The organism is Micromonospora peucetia, from assembly GCF_900091625.1.
Lineage (GTDB): Bacteria > Actinomycetota > Actinomycetes > Mycobacteriales > Micromonosporaceae > Micromonospora > Micromonospora peucetia.
In genome coordinates, this window is the sequence record NZ_FMIC01000002.1 from 6,904,464 (window position 1) to 6,925,862 (window position 21,399).

Annotated in this window: 18 protein-coding genes; 5 read left to right on the forward strand and 13 right to left on the reverse strand. The window is 72.1% G+C overall.

Features of this window, described 5'->3' with window-relative positions:
- Positions 1–46 precede the first annotated feature (46 nt).
- Entirely contained in the window at positions 47–562 is a 516-nt protein-coding gene (locus tag GA0070608_RS30165) for a PaaI family thioesterase (protein ID WP_091633087.1), read from the forward strand.
- 293 nt (positions 563–855) lie between these two features.
- Here the strand turns inward: GA0070608_RS30165 and GA0070608_RS30170 are convergent, their stop codons facing one another.
- The 3 genes from GA0070608_RS30170 to GA0070608_RS30180 all read right to left on the reverse strand — a co-directional run bounded on the left by GA0070608_RS30170 (position 856) and on the right by GA0070608_RS30180 (position 3,987).
- Positions 856–1,788, reverse strand: a complete 933-nt coding sequence (locus GA0070608_RS30170; protein ID WP_091633092.1) for an acyl-ACP desaturase — start codon at positions 1,786–1,788, stop codon at positions 856–858.
- A 69-nt stretch (positions 1,789–1,857) separates the two neighbouring features.
- Positions 1,858–3,186 (reverse strand): histidine--tRNA ligase, encoded by a 1,329-nt coding sequence (hisS, locus tag GA0070608_RS30175; RefSeq protein WP_091633097.1) that lies wholly within the window; start codon positions 3,184–3,186, stop codon positions 1,858–1,860.
- Positions 3,187–3,270: 84 nt separating this feature from the next.
- A complete protein-coding gene (locus GA0070608_RS30180; RefSeq protein WP_091633100.1) occupies positions 3,271–3,987 on the reverse strand; it encodes an MBL fold metallo-hydrolase in 717 nt (238 codons plus the stop codon).
- 345 nt (positions 3,988–4,332) lie between these two features.
- Here GA0070608_RS30180 and GA0070608_RS30185 point away from each other — a divergent pair, with 345 nt between their 5' ends.
- Positions 4,333–5,220: a peptidylprolyl isomerase gene (locus tag GA0070608_RS30185; protein WP_091633103.1), complete on the forward strand. Its 888-nt coding sequence runs from the start codon at positions 4,333–4,335 to the stop codon at positions 5,218–5,220.
- A gap of 64 nt (positions 5,221–5,284) precedes the next feature.
- On the forward strand, positions 5,285–6,121 hold the full coding sequence (locus tag GA0070608_RS30190; protein WP_091633108.1) for a peptidylprolyl isomerase: 837 nt from the start codon (positions 5,285–5,287) through the stop codon (positions 6,119–6,121).
- A gap of 324 nt (positions 6,122–6,445) precedes the next feature.
- Here GA0070608_RS30190 and GA0070608_RS30195 read toward each other — a convergent pair whose 3' ends face one another.
- The 8 genes from GA0070608_RS30195 to ruvC all read right to left on the reverse strand — a co-directional run bounded on the left by GA0070608_RS30195 (position 6,446) and on the right by ruvC (position 15,893).
- Entirely contained in the window at positions 6,446–8,893 is a 2,448-nt protein-coding gene (locus tag GA0070608_RS30195; RefSeq protein WP_411970798.1) for a RelA/SpoT family protein, read from the reverse strand.
- Between the two features lie 234 nt (positions 8,894–9,127).
- Positions 9,128–9,694: an adenine phosphoribosyltransferase gene (locus tag GA0070608_RS30200; RefSeq protein ID WP_091636539.1), complete on the reverse strand. Its 567-nt coding sequence runs from the start codon at positions 9,692–9,694 to the stop codon at positions 9,128–9,130.
- A 146-nt stretch (positions 9,695–9,840) separates the two neighbouring features.
- On the reverse strand, positions 9,841–11,034 hold the full coding sequence (gene secF, locus GA0070608_RS30205) for a protein translocase subunit SecF (RefSeq protein WP_091633116.1): 1,194 nt from the start codon (positions 11,032–11,034) through the stop codon (positions 9,841–9,843).
- 1 nt (position 11,035) lies between these two features.
- Positions 11,036–12,961 carry a protein translocase subunit SecD gene (gene secD / locus GA0070608_RS30210; RefSeq protein WP_176733903.1) on the reverse strand — a complete coding sequence of 642 codons (1,926 nt, stop codon included), beginning with the start codon at positions 12,959–12,961 and terminating at the stop codon, positions 11,036–11,038.
- Between the two features lie 258 nt (positions 12,962–13,219).
- Positions 13,220–13,561 (reverse strand): preprotein translocase subunit YajC, encoded by a 342-nt coding sequence (yajC, locus tag GA0070608_RS30215; RefSeq protein WP_218107611.1) that lies wholly within the window; start codon positions 13,559–13,561, stop codon positions 13,220–13,222.
- A gap of 138 nt (positions 13,562–13,699) precedes the next feature.
- On the reverse strand, positions 13,700–14,770 hold the full coding sequence (gene ruvB, locus GA0070608_RS30220) for a Holliday junction branch migration DNA helicase RuvB (RefSeq protein WP_091633127.1): 1,071 nt from the start codon (positions 14,768–14,770) through the stop codon (positions 13,700–13,702).
- A complete protein-coding gene (gene ruvA, locus GA0070608_RS30225; RefSeq protein WP_091633131.1) occupies positions 14,767–15,369 on the reverse strand; it encodes a Holliday junction branch migration protein RuvA in 603 nt (200 codons plus the stop codon). Before ruvA ends, ruvB begins: the two co-directional genes overlap by 4 nt.
- Positions 15,366–15,893 carry a crossover junction endodeoxyribonuclease RuvC gene (ruvC, locus tag GA0070608_RS30230; protein WP_091633135.1) on the reverse strand — a complete coding sequence of 176 codons (528 nt, stop codon included), beginning with the start codon at positions 15,891–15,893 and terminating at the stop codon, positions 15,366–15,368. The genes ruvA and ruvC overlap by 4 nt, the downstream gene beginning before the upstream one ends.
- Positions 15,894–16,085: 192 nt before the next feature.
- Between ruvC and GA0070608_RS30235 the strand changes: the two genes are divergently transcribed.
- Positions 16,086–16,868, forward strand: a complete 783-nt coding sequence (locus GA0070608_RS30235; protein WP_091633139.1) for a 3-hydroxybutyrate dehydrogenase — start codon at positions 16,086–16,088, stop codon at positions 16,866–16,868.
- 14 nt (positions 16,869–16,882) lie between these two features.
- The gene (locus tag GA0070608_RS30240) at positions 16,883–18,802 is read left to right on the forward strand and encodes a helix-turn-helix domain-containing protein (RefSeq protein WP_091633142.1); all 1,920 of its coding nucleotides are present in this window, start codon (positions 16,883–16,885) and stop codon (positions 18,800–18,802) included.
- Between the two features lie 11 nt (positions 18,803–18,813).
- On the opposite strand, the gene GA0070608_RS30245 is transcribed toward GA0070608_RS30240, so the two are convergent.
- Both GA0070608_RS30245 and GA0070608_RS30250 read right to left on the reverse strand, forming a co-directional pair.
- Complete coding sequence (locus GA0070608_RS30245) at positions 18,814–19,422, reverse strand: TetR/AcrR family transcriptional regulator (RefSeq protein WP_091633146.1); 609 nt, start codon at positions 19,420–19,422, stop codon at positions 18,814–18,816.
- Between the two features lie 11 nt (positions 19,423–19,433).
- Complete coding sequence (locus GA0070608_RS30250; RefSeq protein ID WP_091633149.1) at positions 19,434–21,002, reverse strand: MFS transporter; 1,569 nt, start codon at positions 21,000–21,002, stop codon at positions 19,434–19,436.
- Positions 21,003–21,399: the final 397 nt, after the last annotated feature.

The window sequence follows — 21,399 nt, forward strand, 5'->3', positions numbered from 1 at the left end:
CTAGGTCCGATTGACAGACTCAGCAATGCACTGACAGGCTGAGTCCATGACGCAGATGCAGGATCCGGTGCGCAGCCGCACCTTCTCGTGGTCCGACCCGGGCATCAACGCCGCGCACGTCGGCCGTCGCGGCGGCCTGGAGCTGATGCGCGCGATGATCGCCGGGGAGCTGGCGGCGCCGCCCATCATGCACCTGGTCGACATCTCCCGGATGGAGGCCGACGAGGGGTGGGTGGCCGTCGAACTGGTCCCCCAGGAGTTCCACTACAACCCGCTCGGCACCGTGCACGGCGGGGTCATCTCCACCCTGTTGGACACCGCCGCCGCGTGCGCGGTGCACACCACCCTGCCGGCCGGGATCGGCTACACCTCACTGGACCTGAACGTGAAGTTCCTGCGCCCGGTCACCGTCGCGAGCGGCACCCTGCGCTGCGAGGGCACCGTACTCCAACGCGGCCGACGCACCGCCCTCGCCGAGGCGAAGCTGCTCGACGCGAAGTCCCGCCTCATCGCCCACGCCACCTCGACCTGCCTCCTCTTCCCCCTCGACCAACCCACCTGACCACCCCCACACCCCTCGCGCCCCGCCCTCTCCCTCGCCCCTCGCGCCCCGCCCTCTCCTTCGCCGATCTTGCACTTTCGGCCCCCGAAAGGCGGTGATTGCGGCTTTCGTCCGGGCAGCAAGTGCAAGATCGCGGGGCGGGCGGGGCGGGCGGGGCAGGGGCGGGGCGAACGAGGGCGGGAGGGCGGGGCGGGGGTGGGAGAGACGCTTCGGGTGTGGTCGTCGTCGAGAGAGCCAGCGGCGGCCACGCCCGGAGCCCCGGCGGCCGGGAGGCCAGCGGGTCAGCCAGCGGGTCAGCGGGCGGCGCGGCGGGCGTCGCGGGCGTCGCGCTTCTCCTCGAAGCGGGCGGCGGCACGCTCCAGGTCGTCGAGGTGGGCGGCGACCTGGTCGCGGGCGACCTCGCCGTCGGCATCGAGCCCGGTCACGTTGAAGACGTCCCATTGGCGCAGCACCGGCGCCACCACCTCGTCGCGGTGCTGGCGCAGGTCGTAGATGCCGGCGAGGGCGATCGCCACGGACTTGCGGGCGAAACCGTCGATGCCGTTGCCGGGCATCTGGAAGTCGGCCACCACGTCGGCGACCGCCCGCATCGCCTGGCTGGGCGCCAACTCGAAGGCCGCGGCCAGCAGGTTGCGGTAGAAGACCATGTGCAGGTTCTCGTCGGCCGCGACGCGGGCCAGCAGCGCCTCGCACGCCGGGTCGCCGGTGACCCGACCGGTATTGCGGTGCGAGATCCGGGTGGCCAACTCCTGGAACGAGACGTACGCCAGGGAGTGCAGCACCTCGTCGTCGTGCACGTTGGCGTAGCCGGCGGACATGTGCGTCATCCGGGCCCGCTCCAGCGCCACCGGGTCGACCGCCCGGGTGACGGTCAGGTAGTCGCGGATGGCGGTGCCGTGCCGCCCCTCCTCGGCGGTCCACCGGTGCACCCAGGTGCCCCAGGCGCCGTCCCGGCCGAACAGGGTAGCGATCTCGTGGTGGTACGAGGGCAGGTTGTCCTCGGTCAGCAGGTTGACGATCAGCGCGGTGCGGGCCACCTCGGGGATCGTCGAGTCACTGGCCGACCACGCCTCGCCGCCCAGCGGCCCGTCGAAGGTGCGTCCCTCGCTCCACGGCACGTACTCGTGCGGGAACCACTCCTTGGCGACGGCCAGGTGCCGGTCGAGGTTCTTCTCCACGACGGGCTCCAGCTCGCGGAGCAGGGCGGTCTGGCTGAGTGTGGTCACGACGATCTCCCTACGGTGGCGTAACTTACGCCACCGTAGGTCCGATCGTGCGTACGCGCCAGTAGCGTCTCAGCCGACCAGCGGCCTGAGGTCGCCCCTGGGCGGCGTCCACTCCCCCGCCGCCGCGGCGGCCTGCTCACCGGAACGGATGTCCTTCACCTCGTCGGCCGCGCCGTCCACCCCGGGGAACCAGACGTACGGGATGCCGCGCCGCTCGGCGTAGCGGATCTGCTTGCCGAACTTCGCCGCGCTCGGCGACACCTCGGTCGGCACGCCGCGGCGGCGCAGCGCGTCGGCCACCTGGTTGCTGGCGGCGCGCTGCTCCTCGCCGGTCACCGCGACCAGCACGCAGGTCGGCACGTCCCGCGACACCGACAGCGCGCCGGCGCCGAAGAGCAGCCCCAGCAGCCGGGTCACCCCGATCGAGATGCCCACCCCCGGGAAGCGGGTGGCGCCGGCGCTGGCCAGGTTGTCGTACCGGCCGCCGGAGCAGATCGAGCCGAACCGCTCGTAGCCGACCAGCTGCGTCTCGTAGACCGTGCCGGTGTAGTAGTCCAGGCCGCGGGCGATGCGCAGGTCGGCCACGCACAGCCCCGGGGAGTGCGCGGCGGCGGTCTCCACCACCCGGACCAACTCCTCGACACCCTCGTCGAGCATCGGGTCGCTGACGCCCAGGGCGCGTACGGCGTCGGCGAAGGAGGCGTCCGGGGCGGAGATCTCCGCCAGCGCTAGAACCGCCTTGGCCTGCGCCTCGCTCGCCCCAGCCGTCCCGGCGAGCAGCTCGGCCACCTTCGCCGGGCCGATCTTGTCGAGCTTGTCCACCGCGCGCAGCGCCGCCTCGGAGTCGGTCAGCCCGATCCCCCGGTAGAAGCCCTCGCAGATCTTGCGGTTGTTGACCTGGATGCGCACCGGCGGGATCGGCAACGAACGCAGCGCGTCGCCGATCACCAGCGGCATCTCCGCCTCGTGGTGCGGGGCCAGGGTGTCCCGGTCGACGATGTCGATGTCGGCCTGGAGGAACTCGCGGTAGCGCCCCTCCTGCGGCCGCTCGCCCCGCCACACCTTCTGGATCTGGTAGCGCCGGAACGGGAACTGCAACTTGCCGGCGTTCTCCAGCACGTAACGGGCGAACGGCACGGTCAGGTCGAAGTGCAGGCCGAGCGTGTCGTCGCCGGCCGGTCCGTCGGCGTCGGCCTGCAACCGCCGGATCAGGTAGACCTCCTTGGAGGTCTCCCCCTTACGCAGCAGCTGGTCCAGCGGCTCCACCGCACGGGTCTCCAGCGGGGCGAAGCCGTACAGCTCGAAGGTGTCGCGGATCCGGTCCAGGACGAACTGCTCGATCATCCGCTGCGCGGGCGTCCACTCGGGAAAGCCGGAGATGGGCGTGGGCTTGCTCATGATGCTCCGTTCGGCATCCGCGCGGTCCGCGCGGGAAGGTCGTCGGTGCGGCCGTCGGGGGCCGCAGGGGGCCGATCCGGCCGGTTACAGGCCGCGGGCGGGGACGGCCGGGTGCGCGCCGCCAGCCGCCACCTCGACGAGGTACGGGTTGCTCGCGCGCTCGCGGCCGATGGTGGTCGCGGGGCCGTGGCCGGGCAGCACGACGGTGTCGTCGGCCAGCGGGAGAATCTTGTCCCGGAGGCTGGTGACCATCCTCGTCATGCTGCCGCCCGGCAGGTCGGTGCGGCCGATGGAGCCGGCGAACAGGACGTCGCCGGAGAGGCAGAGCTGATCCGCCTCCCACAGCGAGCCGGCAGCCGGCAGCCGGAAGATCACCGACCCGCCGGTATGGCCCGGGGCGTGGTCGACGGTGATCTCCAACCCGGCGAGGGCGAGCGTGGCGCCGTCGGCCAGCTCGGCGACATCCTCCGGCTCGGTGTACGGCAGCCGCCCGCCGAAGAGCGAGCTGAGATCCGCCGACAGCCCCTTGGCCGGGTCGGCGAGCATCTCCCGGTCGCCCGGGTGCACGTACGCGGTGATGCCGCGCGCGCCGCAGACCGGCGCCACCGAGAAGGTGTGGTCGATATGGCCATGGGTGAGCAGGACGGCAGCCGGGTGCAGCCGATGCTCGGCCAGCAGGGCGTCGAGCCGGTCGAGCACCCCGATGCCGGGATCGACCACCACGCACTGTTCCCCCGGCCCGGCGGCGACCACGTAGCAGTTGGTGCCGAAGACGTCCGCGGGAAAGCCGGCCACGAGCACGTCCGCTCCCCTTCCGTCGAGCTTGCTCTCTCCGGGCAGCCTATCGGGCGGTGCGACCCGGTTCTGCGGCGTCCGTCCCGGGCATTCTGCGGCGTCCGTCCCGGGCGCCCCGAAGGCAACACCCGGGTCCGTTCCGGGCGCCCCGAAGGCAACACTCGGGTCCGTCCCGGGCACCCCACAGGGCACAGTGACGCGTTCCGATAAAAGCGGTCCGGACCTCGTACACCACTTTCCCAGTCGGTAGCCGTACACTCTGGCGGGCGTGTGGCGCGGCGCACCTGCCGCCGAACGGGCGCAGGGCGCCCGACCACCGGTGACAACCAGGGTAGAGGAAGGGGAGCACGGGTGGCTTCCAGCAGGGACCGGCAGCGCAAAATGGCGCGTGCCAAGCTCGACCGGCAACTCGCCCGCCGAGCCGCCGCCGCCAAGCGTCGACGGCAGATCCAGGCCGGTGTCGGCGTCGCTGTCGTCCTCGTGCTGATCGTGGCCGGTTCGGCGTGGGCACTTGGCGCCTTCGACGACGACCCGAAGGAGAACACGGCCGCCGAGGACGTCTGCCTGTGGACCCCGCAGGATGCCTCCACGAACACCAACCTCAAGGACGTCGGCACCCCGGCCACCGAAGGGCTGCCCACCGACGGCGTACGCCCGATGACGGTCACCACCAACCAGGGTGCGCCGATCACCGTCGAACTCGACCTCGCCGGCTCCCCGTGTGGGGCGGCGAGCATCGCGCACCTGGCCAGCCGGTCGTTCTACGACAACACCAAGTGCCACGAGATCACCGCCGAGGGCGCGGTGCGCTGCGGTGACCCGAGCGGCACCGGGCTCGGCGGCCCCACCTACTCGTTCTACGACGAGAACGTCCCCACCGCGCCGTCGCCGTCGGCGAGCCCCGCGGCCGGCCAGCCCGCGACCTACCCGAAGGGCACGGTCGCGATGGTCGCCAACCCGCCGGGTGCCAACGGCAGCCAGTTCCTGATGTTCTTCAAGGACTTCACCACGGCCGACCCGAAGTTCCCGATCATCGGCCGGATCACCGGTGGGATCGACGTGGTGGAGAAGATCGGTGCCAAGCCGACCGTGGACAATGGGACCGGGGCCAAGGTCAAGCCCAAGGACGACGACGTGGTCGTCCAGAGCGTGACCGTCGGTGAGCCCGGGGCGCAGGTGAACTCGACGGCGACGCCGTCCGCTTCGGGCGCTCCGGCGTCCAGCCCGAGCGCCGGCTGACCCGGCCGCCCCACCAACCTCAGCGGCACCGACCGCGCCAGAGACAGCCCAGGAGGATCCAGGCGTGACGTCCACCAGAGAGCGGCAGCGCGCGGCAGCGCGTGCCCGGCTCGAGAAGGAGATGGCCGAGCGCGCGGCCAGGGCCCGCAAGCGCCGGCAGACCCAGGCGATCGTGGGGGCCGCCTCGGTCCTGGTGCTCGTCGTCGCCGGCACGGTCTGGCTCGTTACCAGCCTCGGCGACGACGACAAGACCGACACCGCCGGCCCGGCGGCCGGCAATGTGCAGTGCGCCTGGAACGAGGTCCCCGCCGACCAGCGGAGCCCGCAGATCAAGGACGTCGGGCTGCCGGCCGCACAGCAGTCGAACACGGGCACCCAGACGTTGACGCTCGACACCAACCTGGGCCCCATCACCGCCACGGTCGACCGTTCGGCGGTGCCGTGCACCGCGGGCAGCTTCACCCACCTGGCGGAGAAGAACTTCTTCGACAACAGCAAGTGCCACCGTCTGGTGACCGAGGGCATCAAGGTGCTCCAGTGCGGTGACCCGAGCGCGACGGGCAAGGGCTGGCGGGAGACCGACGGCACCGGTGGCCCGAGCTACCGGCTCGCCGAGGAGAACCTGCCCACCGACAAGCGCCCCCCGTACCCGGAGGGCGTGATCGCGATGGCCAAATCCAGCCAGCCGGGCAGCACGGGCAGCCAGTTCTTCATCGTCTACGGCGACTCCCCGCTGGACCCGAGCTACACCGTCCTTGGCACCATCACGGGCGGCATGGACATCGTCAAGCAGGTCGCGGCGGCAGGCGACGACAAGGCGTTCGCGCAGCAGGCCGGTGGCGGCCACCCGAAGAAGGAAGTCACCATCAAGAAGCTCACCATGAGCGCCCCGCAGGGCTGACACCCTTCCTGACGTACGACGAAGCGCCCGCCGGCCCCGCTGGCGGGCGCTTCCCTATCCCCTATCCCCTACCCGCCCCGCGAGCCGCGAGCCGCGAGCCGCGAGCCGCGGCGATCTTGCACTTTGTGCCTCGACAAATGGGGTGATCCGCGCGTTTCAGGGGCCGAAAGTGCAAGATCGCGGCGCCGAGGGCGGGGCGGGCGAGGGCCGGCAAGGGCGGGACGGGGTGGGTGAGGGTGGGTGAGGGTGGGATGAGGGTGGGGTGGGGCTGTCCGGCTCGGTCGGGGACCGGGTCGGCGTGGGTGTGCGGCGGGTGGGGCGGGGTCAGGCGCCGGAGGTGACGCGGTAGGCGTCGAAGACGCCGTCGACCTTGCGGACCGCCGCCAGCAGGTGGCCCAGGTGCTTCGGGTCGGCCATCTCGAAGCTGAACCGGCTCACCGCCACCCGGTCGCGGGTGGTGGTGACCGTCGCGGAGAGGATGTTCACCCGCTCCTCGGAGAGCACCCTGGTCACGTCGGCGAGCAGCTTGTGCCGGTCCAGCGCCTCGACCTGGATGGCGACCAGGAACGTCGACGCGGAGGTGAGCTTCCAGCTCACCTCGACCACCCGCTCGATCTGCGCGCGCAGGTCCTCGGCGTTGGCGCAGTCGTCCCGGTGCACGCTCACGCCGCCGGAGCGGGTGACGAAACCGAAGACCGAGTCCGGCGGCACGGGCGTGCAGCAGCGCGCCAGCTTGATCCACACGTCGCTGACCCCGCGTACCACCACGCCGGGATCGGCGCTGCTCTGCCGGCTGCGGGGCGGACGGGTGGCGACGGCGGTCTCGGCGATGTCCTCCGCCGCGCCCTCCTCGCCGCCGTACGCGGCCATCAGCTTCTGCACCACCGACTGGGCGGAGACCTGACTGTCGCCGACTGCGGCGTAGAGGGAGGCCACGTCGGCCAGGTGCAGGTCCCGGGCGATCGACATCAGCGCGTCGGAGGTGAGCATCCGCTGCAACGGCATGCCCTGCTTGCGCATCGCCTTGACGATCGAGTCCTTACCGGCCTCGATCGCCTCCTCGCGCCGCTCCTTGTTGAAGTACTGGCGGATCTTCGTCCGCGCCCGCGGGCTCTTGACGAAGCCCAGCCAGTCCTGCGTCGGACCGGCCGTCTCCGACTTCGACGTGAATATCTCGATCACGTCGCCGTTGGACAGCGTCGACTCCAACGGCACCAGCTTGCCGTTGACCCGCGCCCCGATGCACTTGTGCCCCACCTCGGTGTGCACCGCGTACGCGAAGTCCACCGGCGTCGACCCGGTCGGCAGCGGGATGACGTCACCCTTCGGGGTGAAGACGTACACCTCCTGGCTGGACAGGTCGAAGCGCAGCGCGTCGAGGAACTCGCTCGGGTCGGCCGCCTCCCGCTGCCAGTCCAGCAGCTGACGCAGCCAGGTCATCTCGTCGATGTGCGCCGGCGGACCGACGATCTGGGTGCCCTTGTGCTCCTTGTACTTCCAGTGCGCAGCGATGCCGAACTCGGCGGTGCGGTGCATCGCGTACGTGCGGATCTGCATCTCCACCGGCTTGCCGGTGGGCCCGATGACCGTCGTGTGCAACGACTGGTACATGTTGAACTTGGGCATCGCGATGTAGTCCTTGAACCGGCCCGGCACCGGCTGCCAGTTGGCGTGGATCACGCCCAGCGCGGCGTAGCAGTCCCGCACCGTGTCGACCAGGATCCGCACCCCGACCAGGTCGTAGATGTCGTTGAAGTCGCGACCCCGCACGATCATCTTCTGGTAGATCGAGTAGAGGTGCTTCGGCCGCCCGGTGGTCTCCGCCTTGATCTTGGCGGCCTTCAGGTCGGTCTGCACCTTCTGGGTCACCTGGCGCAGCAGCGCCTCGCGCTGCGGCTGGTGCTCCCCGATCAGCCGGTTGATCTCCTCGTAGCGCTTCGGGAAGAGCGTCCCGAAGGCGAGATCCTCCAACTCCCACTTGATCGTGTTCATACCCAGCCGGTGGGCCAGCGGGGCCAGGATCTCCAGCGTCTCCTTCGCCTTCTGCTCCTGCTTCGGGCGGGGCAGGAAGGTGAGGGTGCGCATGTTGTGCAGCCGGTCGGCCAGCTTGATCACCAGCACCCGCGGGTCCTTGGCCATCGCCACGACCATCTTGCGGATCGTCTCGGCCTTGGCCGCGTCGCCCAGCTTGACCTTGTCGAGCTTGGTCACCCCGTCGACCAGCAGCGCCACCTCGCCGCCGAAGTCGGCCCGCATCTGGTCGAGGGTGTATTCCGTGTCCTCGATGGTGTCGTGCAGGAGCGCGGCCACCAGGGTGGTGGTGTCCATCCCGAGGTTGGCCAGGATCGTGGCCACCGCCAGCGGGTGGGTGATGTAGGGGTCGCCGGACTTGCGGTACTGCCCGGAGTGCCAGCGTGCCGCGGTGTCGAAGGCGCGCTGGAGCAGCCGTGCGTCGGCCTTGGGGTGGGCGTCCCGATGGGTCGAGATCAGCGGTTCCAGAACCTCACTGACCTGCGATGACTGCCACGGCGCGTTGAACCTCGCCAGCCGCGCCCGGACCCTGCGGCCGGTGGGCGCGGTGGAGAGCGCGAAACCGGCGCTCGGCAGGGGATCGCCGGCTCCGTCGCCGGGGAACGGGAGCACGACCCCCTCGGCCGCCGTGCCCGCGCCACCCGCTGTCGCGCCCGGCCTGTCGGGGCGTACGGGCTCAGCCGTGCCGGTCGCGCCGGATCCCGCCTCCCGGGCTGGCGCGTCACCGTTCCGTGCGGCCACCGAGCCGTCCGCGTCGCCTGTCGGGTACACCGTGCCCTCCACCGGAGGGGCGACATCGTGGGACACCGGCCTCCTCACCGCTCGCCGGGAAAAACCGACCGTGCGCCGGCCGGCCTGGTCTCGCGCCGCCCGGACGGTCCCGCCCGGTCAGCAAAGGGCAATGCTACCCGCACGCACCGTGCCCCGCCGCTCCGCCGGACGGTCGGCACCGGGTCCGTCCGGCGGTTGGTCCGGTCAGACGGTCAACAGGGCATGGACCGGACGCGGTGCCAGCCGCTCCCGGCCGCCGAGGAGCGCCAGCTCCAGCAGGACGGTGAAGCCGGCCACGGTCCCGCCGGCCCGCTCCACCAGGTCCAGCGTCGCCTCGGCGGTGCCCCCGGTGGCCAGCACGTCGTCGACCACCAGCACCCGGTGCCCGGCGGTGAACGCGTCCTCGTGCACCTCCAGCGTGGCCTCGCCGTACTCCAGGGCGTAGGAGGCCGAATAGGCCGGACGGGGCAGCTTGCCGGCCTTGCGCACCGGCACCACGCCGATCCCGGTCGCGTACGCGATGGCCGCCGCGACCACGAACCCCCGCGCCTCGATGCCGACCACGACGTCGAACGAGTCCCGCCCGTGGTACGCGATGATGCCGTCGATCACCTCGCGGAACGCGTCGCCGTCGGCGAACAACGGCATCAGGTCCTTGAACATGACACCGGGCTTGGGAAAGTCGGGCACGTCGAGCACCCGGCTTGCGACCAGCTCGGCGGCTTCCGAGCCGCTGTCTCCCCGTACCACGGTGCTGTGGGTCTCCGTCACGGCAGTTCCGTTTCCCTTCACGACGACGGCGTCCTTCATGTTGCTCACAGCATGAAGGACGCCGCACGACGACGGCGTCCTTCATGTTGCTCGCCAGCATGAAGGACGCCGTCGGATCGGTTCCTACCGGGTCTGCCCGGCCCGGCTCAGCGCCGCTTGCCGCCACCCGGCCGGTTGCCACCGCCGCCGGCCGGTCGGCCGCCCCGGGCCCCGGTCGGCCGCTTTCCGGCCGGTCGGGCGCCCACCCTCGGCGCGGCGCCGGCCAGTTCGGCCGACTCCGGGTCGACCGGCTCGTCGTCGGACTCGTCGGTGCGGGGGGCGGTGCCCTTCGGGGTGACCTCGCCACGGGCGATCGCGCCCCGGCGGGACAGCACCCGCTTGTTGTGTGCCTGGATCCGCGGGTCGTAGTTCTTCAGCAGCACCAGCAGTGGCGTGGCCAGCAGGATCGAGGTCAGGAACGCCACCGCCATACCGACGAAGAGCACCAGGCCGAGGTCCTTCAGGGTGCCCGCGCCGAGCAGGCCGGCACCGATGAAGAGCAGACCACCGACCGGCAGCAGCGCGACCACCGAGGTGTTCAGCGACCGCATGAGGCTCTGGTTGATCGCCAGGTTGGCGGCCTCGCCGTACGTCTGGTTGTTGTTGGCGGTGATGCCTCGGGTGTTCTCCTGCACCTTGTCGAAGACCACCACCACGTCGTAGAGCGCGAAGCCCAGGATCGTGAGGAAGCCGATGACCGTCGACGGGGTGACCTCGAAGCCGACCAACGAGTAGATGCCGGCGGTGAGGATCAGGTTCACGATCAGCGAGGAGACCGCGGCGACCGCCATCCGCCACTCGAAGCGCAGGATCAGGTAGACCAGCACCACCGCGATGAAGACGAACAGGCCGAGCAGCGCCCGGGAGGTGACCTGGCTGCCCCACGCCTCGCTGACCTGGTTGCCGCTGATGGTGGCGGCGTCGATGCCGAACTCCTCGGCGATCTGGACCTTGACGGCGTTGGCCTGCTCGGTGTCGAGCTGGGTGGTGCGCACCTCGTAGAAGTCGCCGCCGGGGCCGCCGACCTTCTGCGTGGTGACCACCTCGGCGTCGCCGCCGGCCGTCTCCAGGGCCTCCCCGACCTTCAACTCGGTCTGGTCCAGGGTGCCGACGCTGGCCGGGATCTGGAACGAGTTGCCACCGGCGAACTCGATGCCGAGGGTGAAGCCGCGCAGCCCGAAGCTGAGCACGGACAGCAGGATCAGCCCGAGCGCGACGCCGAACCAGACCTTGCGCCGGCCGATGATGTCGAGGCCGGCCTCGCCGCGGTAGAGGCGGCTCGCGAGACCACTCTTTGCCATCTCAGGCCTCCTTGGCGCGCGGGTTGCGGGACGTGGTCGGCTCGACCGTCCGGGGTGGCAGCGCCCGCCCGAGACCGCTGACCCGCGGGGACATGAACGCGGAAGTGCGGGCGAACATCGTCATGATCGGGTGTCGGAAGAGGAAGACCACGACGAGGTCCAGCACCGTGGCCAGGCCGAGGGCGAAGGCGAAGCCCTTCACCGTTCCGACCGAGACCACGTAGAGCACCACCGCCGACATCAGCGTGATCGCGTTGGCCGAGATGATCGTGCGGCGGGCCCGGATCCAGGCGCGCGGCACCGCGCTGCGCGGGCTACGCCCCTCCCGGATCTCGTCCTTCAGTCGTTCGAAGTAGATGACGAAGGAGTCCGCCGCCACACCGAGTGAGACGATCATGCCGGCGATGCCGGCGAGGGTGAGGGTGAAGCCGATCTGCCGGCCGAGCACCACCAGCGCGCCGAAGACCAGCAGCGCCGAGAGGATCAGGCTCAGGAAGATGACCGAGCCGAGCAGGCGGTAGTAGAAGAACGAGTAGATGATGACCAGCAGCATGCCGATGCCCGCCGCGAGCAGGCCGGCCCGCAGGTGGCTGGCGCCCAGGGTGGCGGTGACGTTCTGTTGCTCCTGCTCCTCGAAGGTCACCGGCAGCGCGCCGTAACGCAGCTGACCGGCCAGCGTGTTGGCGTCACGCTGGTTGAAGTTGCCGGTGATCTGCGAGTTGCCCGTCAGCACACCCTGGATCTCGGGCGAGGAGACGATCTCGTTGTCCAGCACGACGGCCACCCGGCACTTGCCGTCCTGGCCGAGGGCGGTGGCGTCGCAGGCCTGGGCCTCGTTGTTGAACGCCTCGCGGGTCAGGTTGGTCCACTTCGTCTGGCCGTCGCCCGTGAAGTCGAGGCTGACCACCCACTGGCTGGTCTGGTCCATCACCCCACTGGCGCCCTTCACGTCGGTGCCGAGCACCTTCGCCTGGTCGAGCAGGTACTTCGCGGCGCCGTCCTCGCAGGCCACCACCTGCTGGTCGGGGGCGGAGATCGACGCCGGGGGGCGCTTGTCGAGCTGGGCGCAGCTGATCTGCGGCACGTTGAACTGCATCGTCGCCGGCAGCACCGCGACCTCGCGCGGCTCCAGGGTGGCGAACGGCTTGAGCTTCTCGGCCAGCGACGGGTCGGCGGTCAGGTCGGCCGGGGCCTGGAGCCCGCTCGCGGCGGCCCAGGCGGGGGCGCCGACCTTCTGCTCGACGGCCTTGCGCTGGTCCTCGACGCTCTGCGGCACCGGCTCCTCGCTGGCGCTCGGCGTCGGGGTCGCGGCGCCGGACGAGGGGGTGGCGCTCGGCGAGGCCGACGCGCTGGCGCTCGGGGCCGGGGCCATCCCGCCCTGACCACCGGTCGCCGACGGGGTCACCTTCGGCCCGGCGCTGCCCGACGGGGCGGCGCTGCCCGAGGGGACGGCGCTGCCCGAGGGGGCCGGTGCCGCGCTGCCCGACGGGCTCGGGGCGGGCGCCGGGGCGGCGGTCGCGCCGCTGCCGTCGGCCGCCTTGAGCACCTTGCGGAAGCGCAGCTCGGCGGCGCTGCCCACCTCGGTCAGGTCGCGGTTCTCACCGGGCAGGGAGATCACGATGTTGCGGTTGCCCTCGGTGACCACCTCGGCCTCGGCGACGCCGAAGGCGTTGACCCGGCTCTCGATGATCTGGCGGGCCTCTTCGAGGTTCTCCGCCGTGGGGGGCCGGCCGTCGACGCTGTTGGTCGCCTCCAGCGTCAGTCGGGTGCCGCCGACGAGGTCCAGACCGAGCTTGGGCTCGAGCCGTTCCTTCAAGCCGCCGCTGGCGCCGCCCGCGAAGAACACCAAAAGATAGAGGACGACAAAGATGAGCCCGAGCACGGCCAACTGCCGTCCGGGGCGCATCTGTCCCTGAGGTGGTGCCACGGCTGTCCTGTCTCCCTGTACGGTCGCGCCGCTGCTGCGGCGGGGGTCGGCCGGTCCGTCCGGCGGTTCCGACGGTCCGGCGTCGGGGGCCGAACCCCGGCTCCGCGGCTCGGCGTGAGGCACCGAGCGGAACGGGACGGGACGGCTTCCGACGTCGGGCCCAACTATCCTGTTTTCACGTCGCCTCCGCTGCCCCGTCGGGTGAACTGGTCACCGGAGGCCGGCGACCGACAACCCGTGCGGGACGGGGAGCAACCGTCACTCCTTGACGACGTCCGCGTCCTCGGCGACCGGCTCGGCGGGGCGTTCCGCCTGGCTGACCACCCGGGCGATGGCCGGACGGGCGTACCGGGTCTGCACACCGGGCGCGACCTCGAGCAGGACGGTGTCGTCGTCCACGCCGGTGACCGTGCCGTAGAGCCCACCGATGGTGACCACCTCGTCGCCGGGGGCGAGGGAGGACTGCATGGACGTCGCCTCACGGCGGCGCTTCTGCTGGGGGCGGATCATCATGAAATACATGACGCCGAAGAGCAGAGCGATCATGAGGATCGGCGTCAGGCTGCCGGCACCCCCGCCGCCCTCTGCTGCGTAAAGCACGGTGAAAGACCTTCCCATTGGCCCCCGGTCCGACGCGGGCGCGCCGGAGCGGAGGCGGATTCTCACGTCCTGTACAGACCGGCGCGAGTCTAATCCCTGCACCTGGGAACGCCGAATGCGGCACAGATCACGTTCGCATCACGGCTGATCGGCGTCCATCGAGAACAGATCGGGCACGGGAGGGGTATCCATACCAAATGTACCATTCGGCGGCGTACGGCCCAGGTGCCGCCAGGCGGCCTCGGTGGCGACCCGGCCGCGCGGCGTACGGGCCAGCAGACCGGCCCGGACCAGGAACGGCTCGCAGACCTCCTCGACCGTGTCCGGCTGTTCCCCCACCGCCACGGCCAGCGTGGACAGGCCGACCGGCCCACCCCGGAAGGAGTCGACCAGCGCGGTCAGCACCGCCCGGTCCAGCCGGTCCAGACCCAGCGCGTCGACGTCGTACACCTTCAGGGCGGCCCGGGCGGTCTCCAGGGTGACCACGCCGTCGGCCCGGACCTCGGCGAAGTCGCGGACCCGGCGCAGCAGCCGGTTGGCGATCCGGGGCGTTCCCCGGGAGCGGCCGGCGACCTCGGCGGCGCCCTCGTCGGTGATCGGCACGCCGAGGATCCGGGCGGAGCGGCGCAGCAGCACCTCCAGGTCGGCCGGCGAGTAGAAGTCGAGGTGCGCGACGAAGCCGAACCGGTCGCGCATCGGCCCGGTGAGCAGCCCGGAGCGGGTGGTCGCGCCGACCAGGGTGAACGGCTCGACGTCCAACGGGATCGCCGTCGCGCCCGGGCCCTTGCCGACGATCACGTCGACCCGGAAGTCTTCCATCGCGCTGTAGAGCAACTCCTCCGCCGGCTTGGCGATCCGGTGGATCTCGTCGATGAAGAGCACGTCGCCCTCGGTGAGGCTGGTCAGGATCGCCGCCAGGTCGCCCGAGCGCTCGATCACCGGGCCGCTGGTCACCCGGATGCCCGAGCCCAGCTCGGCGGCGACGATGTTGGCCAGGGTGGTCTTCCCGAGCCCGGGCGGGCCCGACAGCAGGATGTGGTCGGGCGGGGAGCCGCGCCGCATCGCGCCCTGGAGCAGCAGGTCGAGCTGGTCGCGGACCCGGTGCTGGGCGATGAACTCCTCCAGCCGCTTCGGCCGGACGGTGGCCTCCGCGTCCAGGTCGGCGTCGTGCACGTAGGCGGAGACCAGGCCGTTGTCGGGGCCGGTCATCGGGTGCGGCCCAGCAGCCGGATGGCCTGCTTGAGCAGGACCGGCACCGGCGGGACCTCACCGTCGACGGTCTGCGCCACGGCGGCCACCGCCTGGTCGGCCTGACCGGCTGTCCAGCCGAGCCCGACCAGCGCCTGACGGACCTGCTCGGGCCAGGCCCCGCCGGTGACCCCGGCTGCGCCGTCGGCGCCGACCGGCACCGGGCCGACCCGGTCGCGCAGCTCCAGGACCAGTCGCTCCGCGCCCTTCTTGCCGATGCCGGGCACCCGGGTCAGCGCGGCGGTGTCGGCGTTGGCGATCGCCTTGCGCACCGCGTCGGGGGTGTGCACGGCGAGCACGGCCTGAGCCAGCCGGGGACCGACGCCGCTGGCGGTCTGGAGCAGCTCGAAAAGCTGTTTGGCGTCGTCGTCGGCGAAGCCGTAGAGGGTGAGCGAATCCTCCCGGACGATCAGGCTGGTGGCCAGCCGGGCGGGCTGGCCGACCCGCAGGTCCGCGAGGGTGCCGGGAGCGCACTGCACCGCCAGGCCCACCCCGCCGACCTCCACCACGGCGTGGTCCGGACCGGTCGCGGTCACCACCCCGCGCACGCTGGCGATCATCTGGCTCCTCCTCGTCGTACCCGGTCGGCCGCGGCGGCCAGCTTGGAGCGCGTCCCGCCGCGCCACACGTGACAGATGGCCAGGGCCAGGGCGTCGGCGGCGTCGGCCGGCCTCGGCGGCTCGGCCAGCCGCAGCAGCCGGGTGACCATGGCGGTCATCTGCGCCTTGTCGGCCTGCCCGGAGCCGGTCACGGCCGCCTTCACCTCGCTGGGCGTGTAGGTCTGCACGGGCAGCCCGGCGCGGGCGCCGGCGAGCACGGCGATCCCGCTGGCCTGGGCGGTGCCCATCACGGTGCGGACGTTGTGCTGGCTGAAGACCCGCTCGACGGCGACGCTGTCCGGCCGGTGCTCGGCGACCAGGTCGGTGAGCGAACGGTCCAGATGCAGCAGGCGCAGCGCCAGCTCGTCGCCCGGATCGGTCTGGACGACGTAGTAGGCGACCAGTGTGCAGGGCCGCCCCGGCACACCCTCCACCACGCCGACCCCGCACCGGGTCAGCCCCGGGTCGACGCCGAGCACGCGCACGCCGCCTCCTCCCCCAGCCGTCAGCAGTACGTGTGTTCGACACCCTACCGAGCCGGGCGACACCCCGCCGTCGGGGACACGCCGGGCAGGCCGACACGCCGCCCGGGCGCGCGGCGGCCACACAGTCCGGCCGTCGAGTATGTGTCACCGGCCCATGTGCCCCCGGACACACAGCTCGTAACTTCTTGCGCCATGACGGCAGAACCCGTGGCGGTCCCCCACGTCGTACACGTCGACCTCGCCGGTCGTACCGCCCTGGTGACCGGGGGCGGGAGCGGCATCGGCCGGGCCTGCGCCCTACGGCTGGGCGCCGCCGGGGCCCGGGTGCTGGTGGTGGACCGCAACATCGAGGCGGCCGAGGAGGTGGCGGCGGAGGCCGGCGGGCGGGCCGCGGGCGTGGACCTGGCCGACCCCGACGCGGTGGACCGGCTCGACGCCGACGTGGACATCGTGGTGAACAACGCGGGCCTGCAGCACGTGGCGCCGGTGCAGGAGTTCTCCCCCGAGCGCTTCTCGCACCTGCACCGGGTGATGGTGGAGGCACCGTTCCTGATCATCCGCCGGGCGCTGCCGCACATGTACGCCAGGGGCTGGGGGCGGATCGTGAACATCTCCTCGGTGCACGGACTGCGGGCCTCGCCGTACAAGTCGGCGTACGTCTCCGCGAAACACGCGCTGGAGGGGCTGTCCAAGGTGGTCGCGCTGGAGGGCGCCGCGCACGGCGTCACCGCCAACTGCATCAATCCGGCGTACGTGCGGACCGCGCTGGTGGAGAGCCAGATCGCCGACCAGGCCGCCAGCCACGGCATCCCGGAGAGCGAGGTGTTGGAGAAGATCATGCTGGCCCGGGCGGCGATCAAACGGCTGATCGAGCCGGAGGAGGTGTCCGAGCTGATGGCGTACCTCTGCTCACCGCCGGCGGCTTTCATCACGGGCGCGTCCATCGCGCTCGACGGGGGCTGGACGGCGAACTAGTGGCAAGCCGCACAATGTCGGTCATGTCGTCACCGGTGGAGTTCCTGGAACTGCTCGCCCGCGAGGCCGCCGCGGTGGAGTTCGAGGGGCCGCTCGTCGCCGCGCGCGCCGCCGGGCTGCCGTCCGAGCGGCTCGCCGAGCTGGAGCAGGCCAGGACGGTGGCGCTGCGGGTCCGCGCGCTGCTGGAACGCCGCCGCCGCCGGGAGATCGAGCTCTCCGGGCTGTACGACACGGTCAGCGACCTGGCCGGGCTGCGCGACCTGGACGACGTGCTGCGCGCGATCGTGCACCGGGCGCGCAACCTGCTCGGCGCCGACGTCGCCTACATGACCCTCGACGACGACGAGCGCGGCGACACGTACATGCGGGTCACCGACGGTTCGGTCTCCGCCCGCTTCCAGCGGCTGCGGCTGCCGATGGGCGCCGGCCTCGGCGGACTGGTGGCCCAGTCCGGCGCCCCGTACGTCACCGCGGACTACCCGCAGGACGAGCGGTTCCACCACACCGGCGAGATCGACGCCGGGGTGGGCGAGGAGGGCCTGGTGGCCATTCTCGGGGTGCCGCTGCGGCTCGGTTCGACCTCGATCGGGGTACTCTACGCGGCCAACCGCTCGGCCCGGCCGTTCGTCCGGGAGGAGGTGGCGCTGCTGGTGTCCCTCGCCGCGCACGCGGCGGTGGCGATCGACACCGCGCGGCTGCTCGGGGAGACGCAGGCGGCCCTGGAGGAGCTGTCGACGGCGAACACCACCATCCGGGCGCACAGCAGCTCGGTGGAGCGGGCCGCGGCGGCACACGACCGGATGACCGCGCTGGTGCTGCGCGGTGGCGGCGTGGAGGACGTCGCCGCGGCGGTCACCGACGTGCTCGGCGGGGCGCTGCTGGCGCTCGACGCGGAGGGCCGGCTGCTGGCCCGGGTCGGCGAGATCGAGGAGCCGGACCGGGCCGACATGGTGGAGGCGGTGGCCGCCTCGCGTACGGAGGGGCGCAGCGTGCGCCGGGGCCGGCTCTGGTACGCAGCGGTGGTGGCCGGGGCGGAGAACCTGGGCGCGCTGGTGCTGCGCCCCGACGACGAGCTGGTCGACGCCGACCAGCGGATCCTGGAGCGGGCGTCCCTGGTGACGGCGCTGCTGCTGCTGTTCCGGCGTACCGTCGCCGAGGCGGAGGGGCGGGTCCGGGGCGAGCTGCTCGACGACCTGATCGCCCGGCCGCTGCGGGACACCGACGCGCTGCGCAGCCGGGCCCGCCGGCTCGGGGTGGACCTGGACGCGCCGTACGTGCTGGTGGCGGTCGGCGACGACGCGATCGCCGCGACCGGCTCGGCCCGGCAGCGGGTGCTCTCCTGGGCCACCACGTACGCCTCGACCCGCGGCGGGTTGGCGGCGGCGCGCGACGGTCGGGTGGTGCTGATGCTGCCGGGCCGGGACGCGGGCGGCAGCGCCCGGGCGGTGGCCCGGGACCTGTCCCGGGTGACCGGCCGGCCGGTGACCGCCGGGGCGAGTGGCCCGTCGACGGGGCCGGCGTCGCTGGCCGCGACGTTCGCCGAGGCGGAGCGCTGCCTGACCGCGCTGGGCGCGCTGGGCCGCTCGGGGCAGGGGGCGAGCACGGCCGAGCTGGGCTTCGTCGGGCTGCTGCTGGGCGCGGTCGGCGACGGGGGCGACAAGGACGTGAACCGGTTCCTGACCGCCACCGTGGGGCCGGTGGTCGACTACGACGCCCGGCGGGGCACGGCGCTGGTGAAGACCCTGGAGGCGTACTTCGGGGTGGGCGGCAGCCTGGCCCGGGCCGCCGAGCTGCTGCACGTGCACGTCAACACGGTCACCCAGCGGCTGGAGCGGGTCGGGCAGCTGCTCGGCGCGGACTGGCAGAAGCCGCAGCGGGCGCTGGAGGTGCAGCTGGCCCTGCGCCTGCACCGCCTGCGTACGCCGACCGGCTGACCGCCGGGCGGTCAGCGGGCGCGGAGGCCGTCCAGGACGCCGTCGACGATCCGCTCGGCGAGGGTCGCCTCGTCAAGGTCGGGGTGCCAGCGCATCACCCGCTGCACCAGCATCGGGCCGGTCAGCATCGCCATGGCCACCTCGACGTCGAGATCCGCGCGGAGCTCGCCGGAGCGCACCCCGCGCCGCAGCACCTCGCGCATCATCTCGCGCCGGGGCTCGATGATGTTCTGGTAGAGCTGGTACTGCTCGGGGCTGCGGTTGACCTCCGGCACCAGGCAGGGCATGATCCGCGCCGCCCGCGGGTCGATGTGGTGGCCGACCGCGCCGACCAGCAGGATCAGGTCGTCGCGGACCGGGCCGCCGGTGGGCTCCGGCGGGGTGCCCTTGAGCGTTCGCAGGGCGTCGCGCAGCAGCGCCTCCTTGCCCGGCCAGCGGCGGTAGATGGTCGCCTTGCCGACCCCGGCGCGGGCGGCGATCGCCTCGATCGAGATCGCCTCGATCGTGCTGCCCTCGGCGAGCAGGTCGAGGGTCGCCTCGATGATCGCCTCGGCCGCGCGGACGCTCCTCGGCCGCCCGGGCGGCCGAGGAGCGTCCGCGGTGGAAGTCATGTCGGACATTGTTCCCGAAGCTAGGCGGTCCCGGCCAACTCGGGTTCCTCCACCGCCGCCGGCGCTCCCGCCGGTGTGGCGGGACGGCCGGGCATCCAGCGCAGCACCACGAGGATGCCGAGCGCGGCGATGGCGGCGGCGAGGCCCGCCGCCCAGTGCATCGCGGCCAGGAAGGCGTCGTCGGCGACCGCGATCAGCTGCGGCGCCGCCGGCCCGAGCTGACCCGCCGCGGCGTACGCGCCGGAGATGGACTCACCGGCCGCCTCCCGCGCCCCGGCGGGCAGGTCCCGCAGGGCGGGGTCGACGTCGGCGCGGTAGATCGCGGAGAGCACCGACCCGAGCACCGCCACGCCGAGCGCGCCGGCCACCTGCCGGACCGTGTTGCTGACCGCCGAGCCGACGCCGGCCTTCTCCCGGGGCAGCGCGGACATGATGGACTCCGTGGCCGGGGGCATGATGTTGGCCATCCCGGCGCCTTGGAGGAAGAAGACGACCAGCACCACCCAGATCGGGGTGGTCGCGTCGACGAAGGCGAACGCGCCGAGCGCGACCACGGTCAGCGCCAGCCCGACCGTCGCGACGGCCCTGCCCCCGTACCGGCGGACCATCGCCGCGCTGCTCGGGGCGAAGATGAGCTGGGCGACGGCGAGGGGCAGGTAGAGCAGGCCGGTCTCCAGCGGGCTGAAGCCGCGCACCAGTTGCAGGTAGAACGAGCTGAAGAACATCACGCCCATCGCGGCGAAGAAGATCAGCCCGACGATGGCCACCGGAGCGGCGAAGCGGGGCACCCGGAACAGCCGTACGTCCAGCGACGGGTGGTCGGTGCGCCGCTCGTACGCGACGAACCAGGCCAGCACCGCCAGGCCGCCGAGGATCGCGGTCCAGACCAGCGGGCGGCCGAAGCCGTGCTCGCCGCCGTCGATGATGCCGTACGTCAACGCGACGAGCCCGACCACCGACAGCAGCACGCCGACGACGTCGACCCGGCCCGGATCCGGGTCCCGCGACTCGGGGACCAGCAGCGCCACCAGCACCACGCCGAGCGCCACCACCGGCACGTTGATCAGGAAGACCGAGCCCCACCAGTAGTGCTCCAGCAGCGCGCCGCCGAGGATCGGGCCGATGGCCACGGCTAGGCCGACCGCGCTGGCCCAGACCCCGATCGCTCGGCCCCGCTCGCGGGGGTCGAACACGTTGGAGATGATCGAGAGCGTGACCGGCATGATGGCCGCGCCGCCGATGCCCATCAGGGCGCGGGCCGCGATCAGTTGCGCGGGGCTCTGCGCGTACGCCGACAGCAGCGACGCCAGGCCGAAGAGCACCAGGCCGATCAGCAGGAAGCGCCTGCGCCCGGCGCGGTCGCCGAGCACCCCGAAGGTGAACAGCAGGCCGGCGAAGACCAGCGTGTAGGAGTTGATCGACCACTCCAGCTCGCCCTGGCTCGCGCCGAGGCCGTGCACCGGGTCGGCGAGCGTCCGCAGCGCGACGTTGAGGATCGTGTTGTCCAGGACGACCACGAGGAGGCTGATCACCAGCACCCCGAGAATCGCCCACCTCCTCGGGTGTCCGGTGTTCTCGTGCGGTGACATCTTCGCGTGCTCCCCCCGGGTCCCGTTTCGAGACGGGTCAGACTCGTAATGCAGGTGTCAGCGTAGGCGGGCGATTATCGATACGGAACCGATCCGTATCTTATGTGACAGCGGTCACTCGCGCCCCTCTTCACGGTTGCCGCGTCGGTTCGTCACGGCTGTCCGTCGGGGGTTTCGCCCAGCAGGTGGCATCGGGTCGCGGATGGGGCGGGTGTCCGGTTTCGGGGTGTGACCGGGGGCATCGTGGGGGCGGAATCGTGGCCGGCCCGGAGTCGTTACACCATGCGTACGACCGAGCAAGGCCACGCCGACAGGCTGGTGCGCGAGGCCCGGAATGATGGCGGGCCGCCGGTCGTTACACATGGTCCCGGCCGACGTGCGGGCATCCCCCGCCAAG

Coding starts and splice junctions, on each gene's coding strand:
- GA0070608_RS30165 (WP_091633087.1), top strand. CDS start 47: ATGACGCAGATGCAGGATCCGGTGCGCAGCCGCACCTTCTCGTGGTCC.
- hisS (WP_091633097.1), bottom strand. CDS start 3,186: ATGAGCAAGCCCACGCCCATCTCCGGCTTTCCCGAGTGGACGCCCGCG.
- secF (WP_091633116.1), bottom strand. CDS start 11,034: ATGGCAAAGAGTGGTCTCGCGAGCCGCCTCTACCGCGGCGAGGCCGGC.
- ruvB (WP_091633127.1), bottom strand. CDS start 14,770: ATGACCGGCCCCGACAACGGCCTGGTCTCCGCCTACGTGCACGACGCC.
- ruvA (WP_091633131.1), bottom strand. CDS start 15,369: ATGATCGCCAGCGTGCGCGGGGTGGTGACCGCGACCGGTCCGGACCAC.
- GA0070608_RS30235 (WP_091633139.1), top strand. CDS start 16,086: ATGACGGCAGAACCCGTGGCGGTCCCCCACGTCGTACACGTCGACCTC.
- GA0070608_RS30240 (WP_091633142.1), top strand. CDS start 16,883: ATGTCGGTCATGTCGTCACCGGTGGAGTTCCTGGAACTGCTCGCCCGC.
- GA0070608_RS30245 (WP_091633146.1), bottom strand. CDS start 19,422: ATGTCCGACATGACTTCCACCGCGGACGCTCCTCGGCCGCCCGGGCGG.
- GA0070608_RS30250 (WP_091633149.1), bottom strand. CDS start 21,002: ATGTCACCGCACGAGAACACCGGACACCCGAGGAGGTGGGCGATTCTC.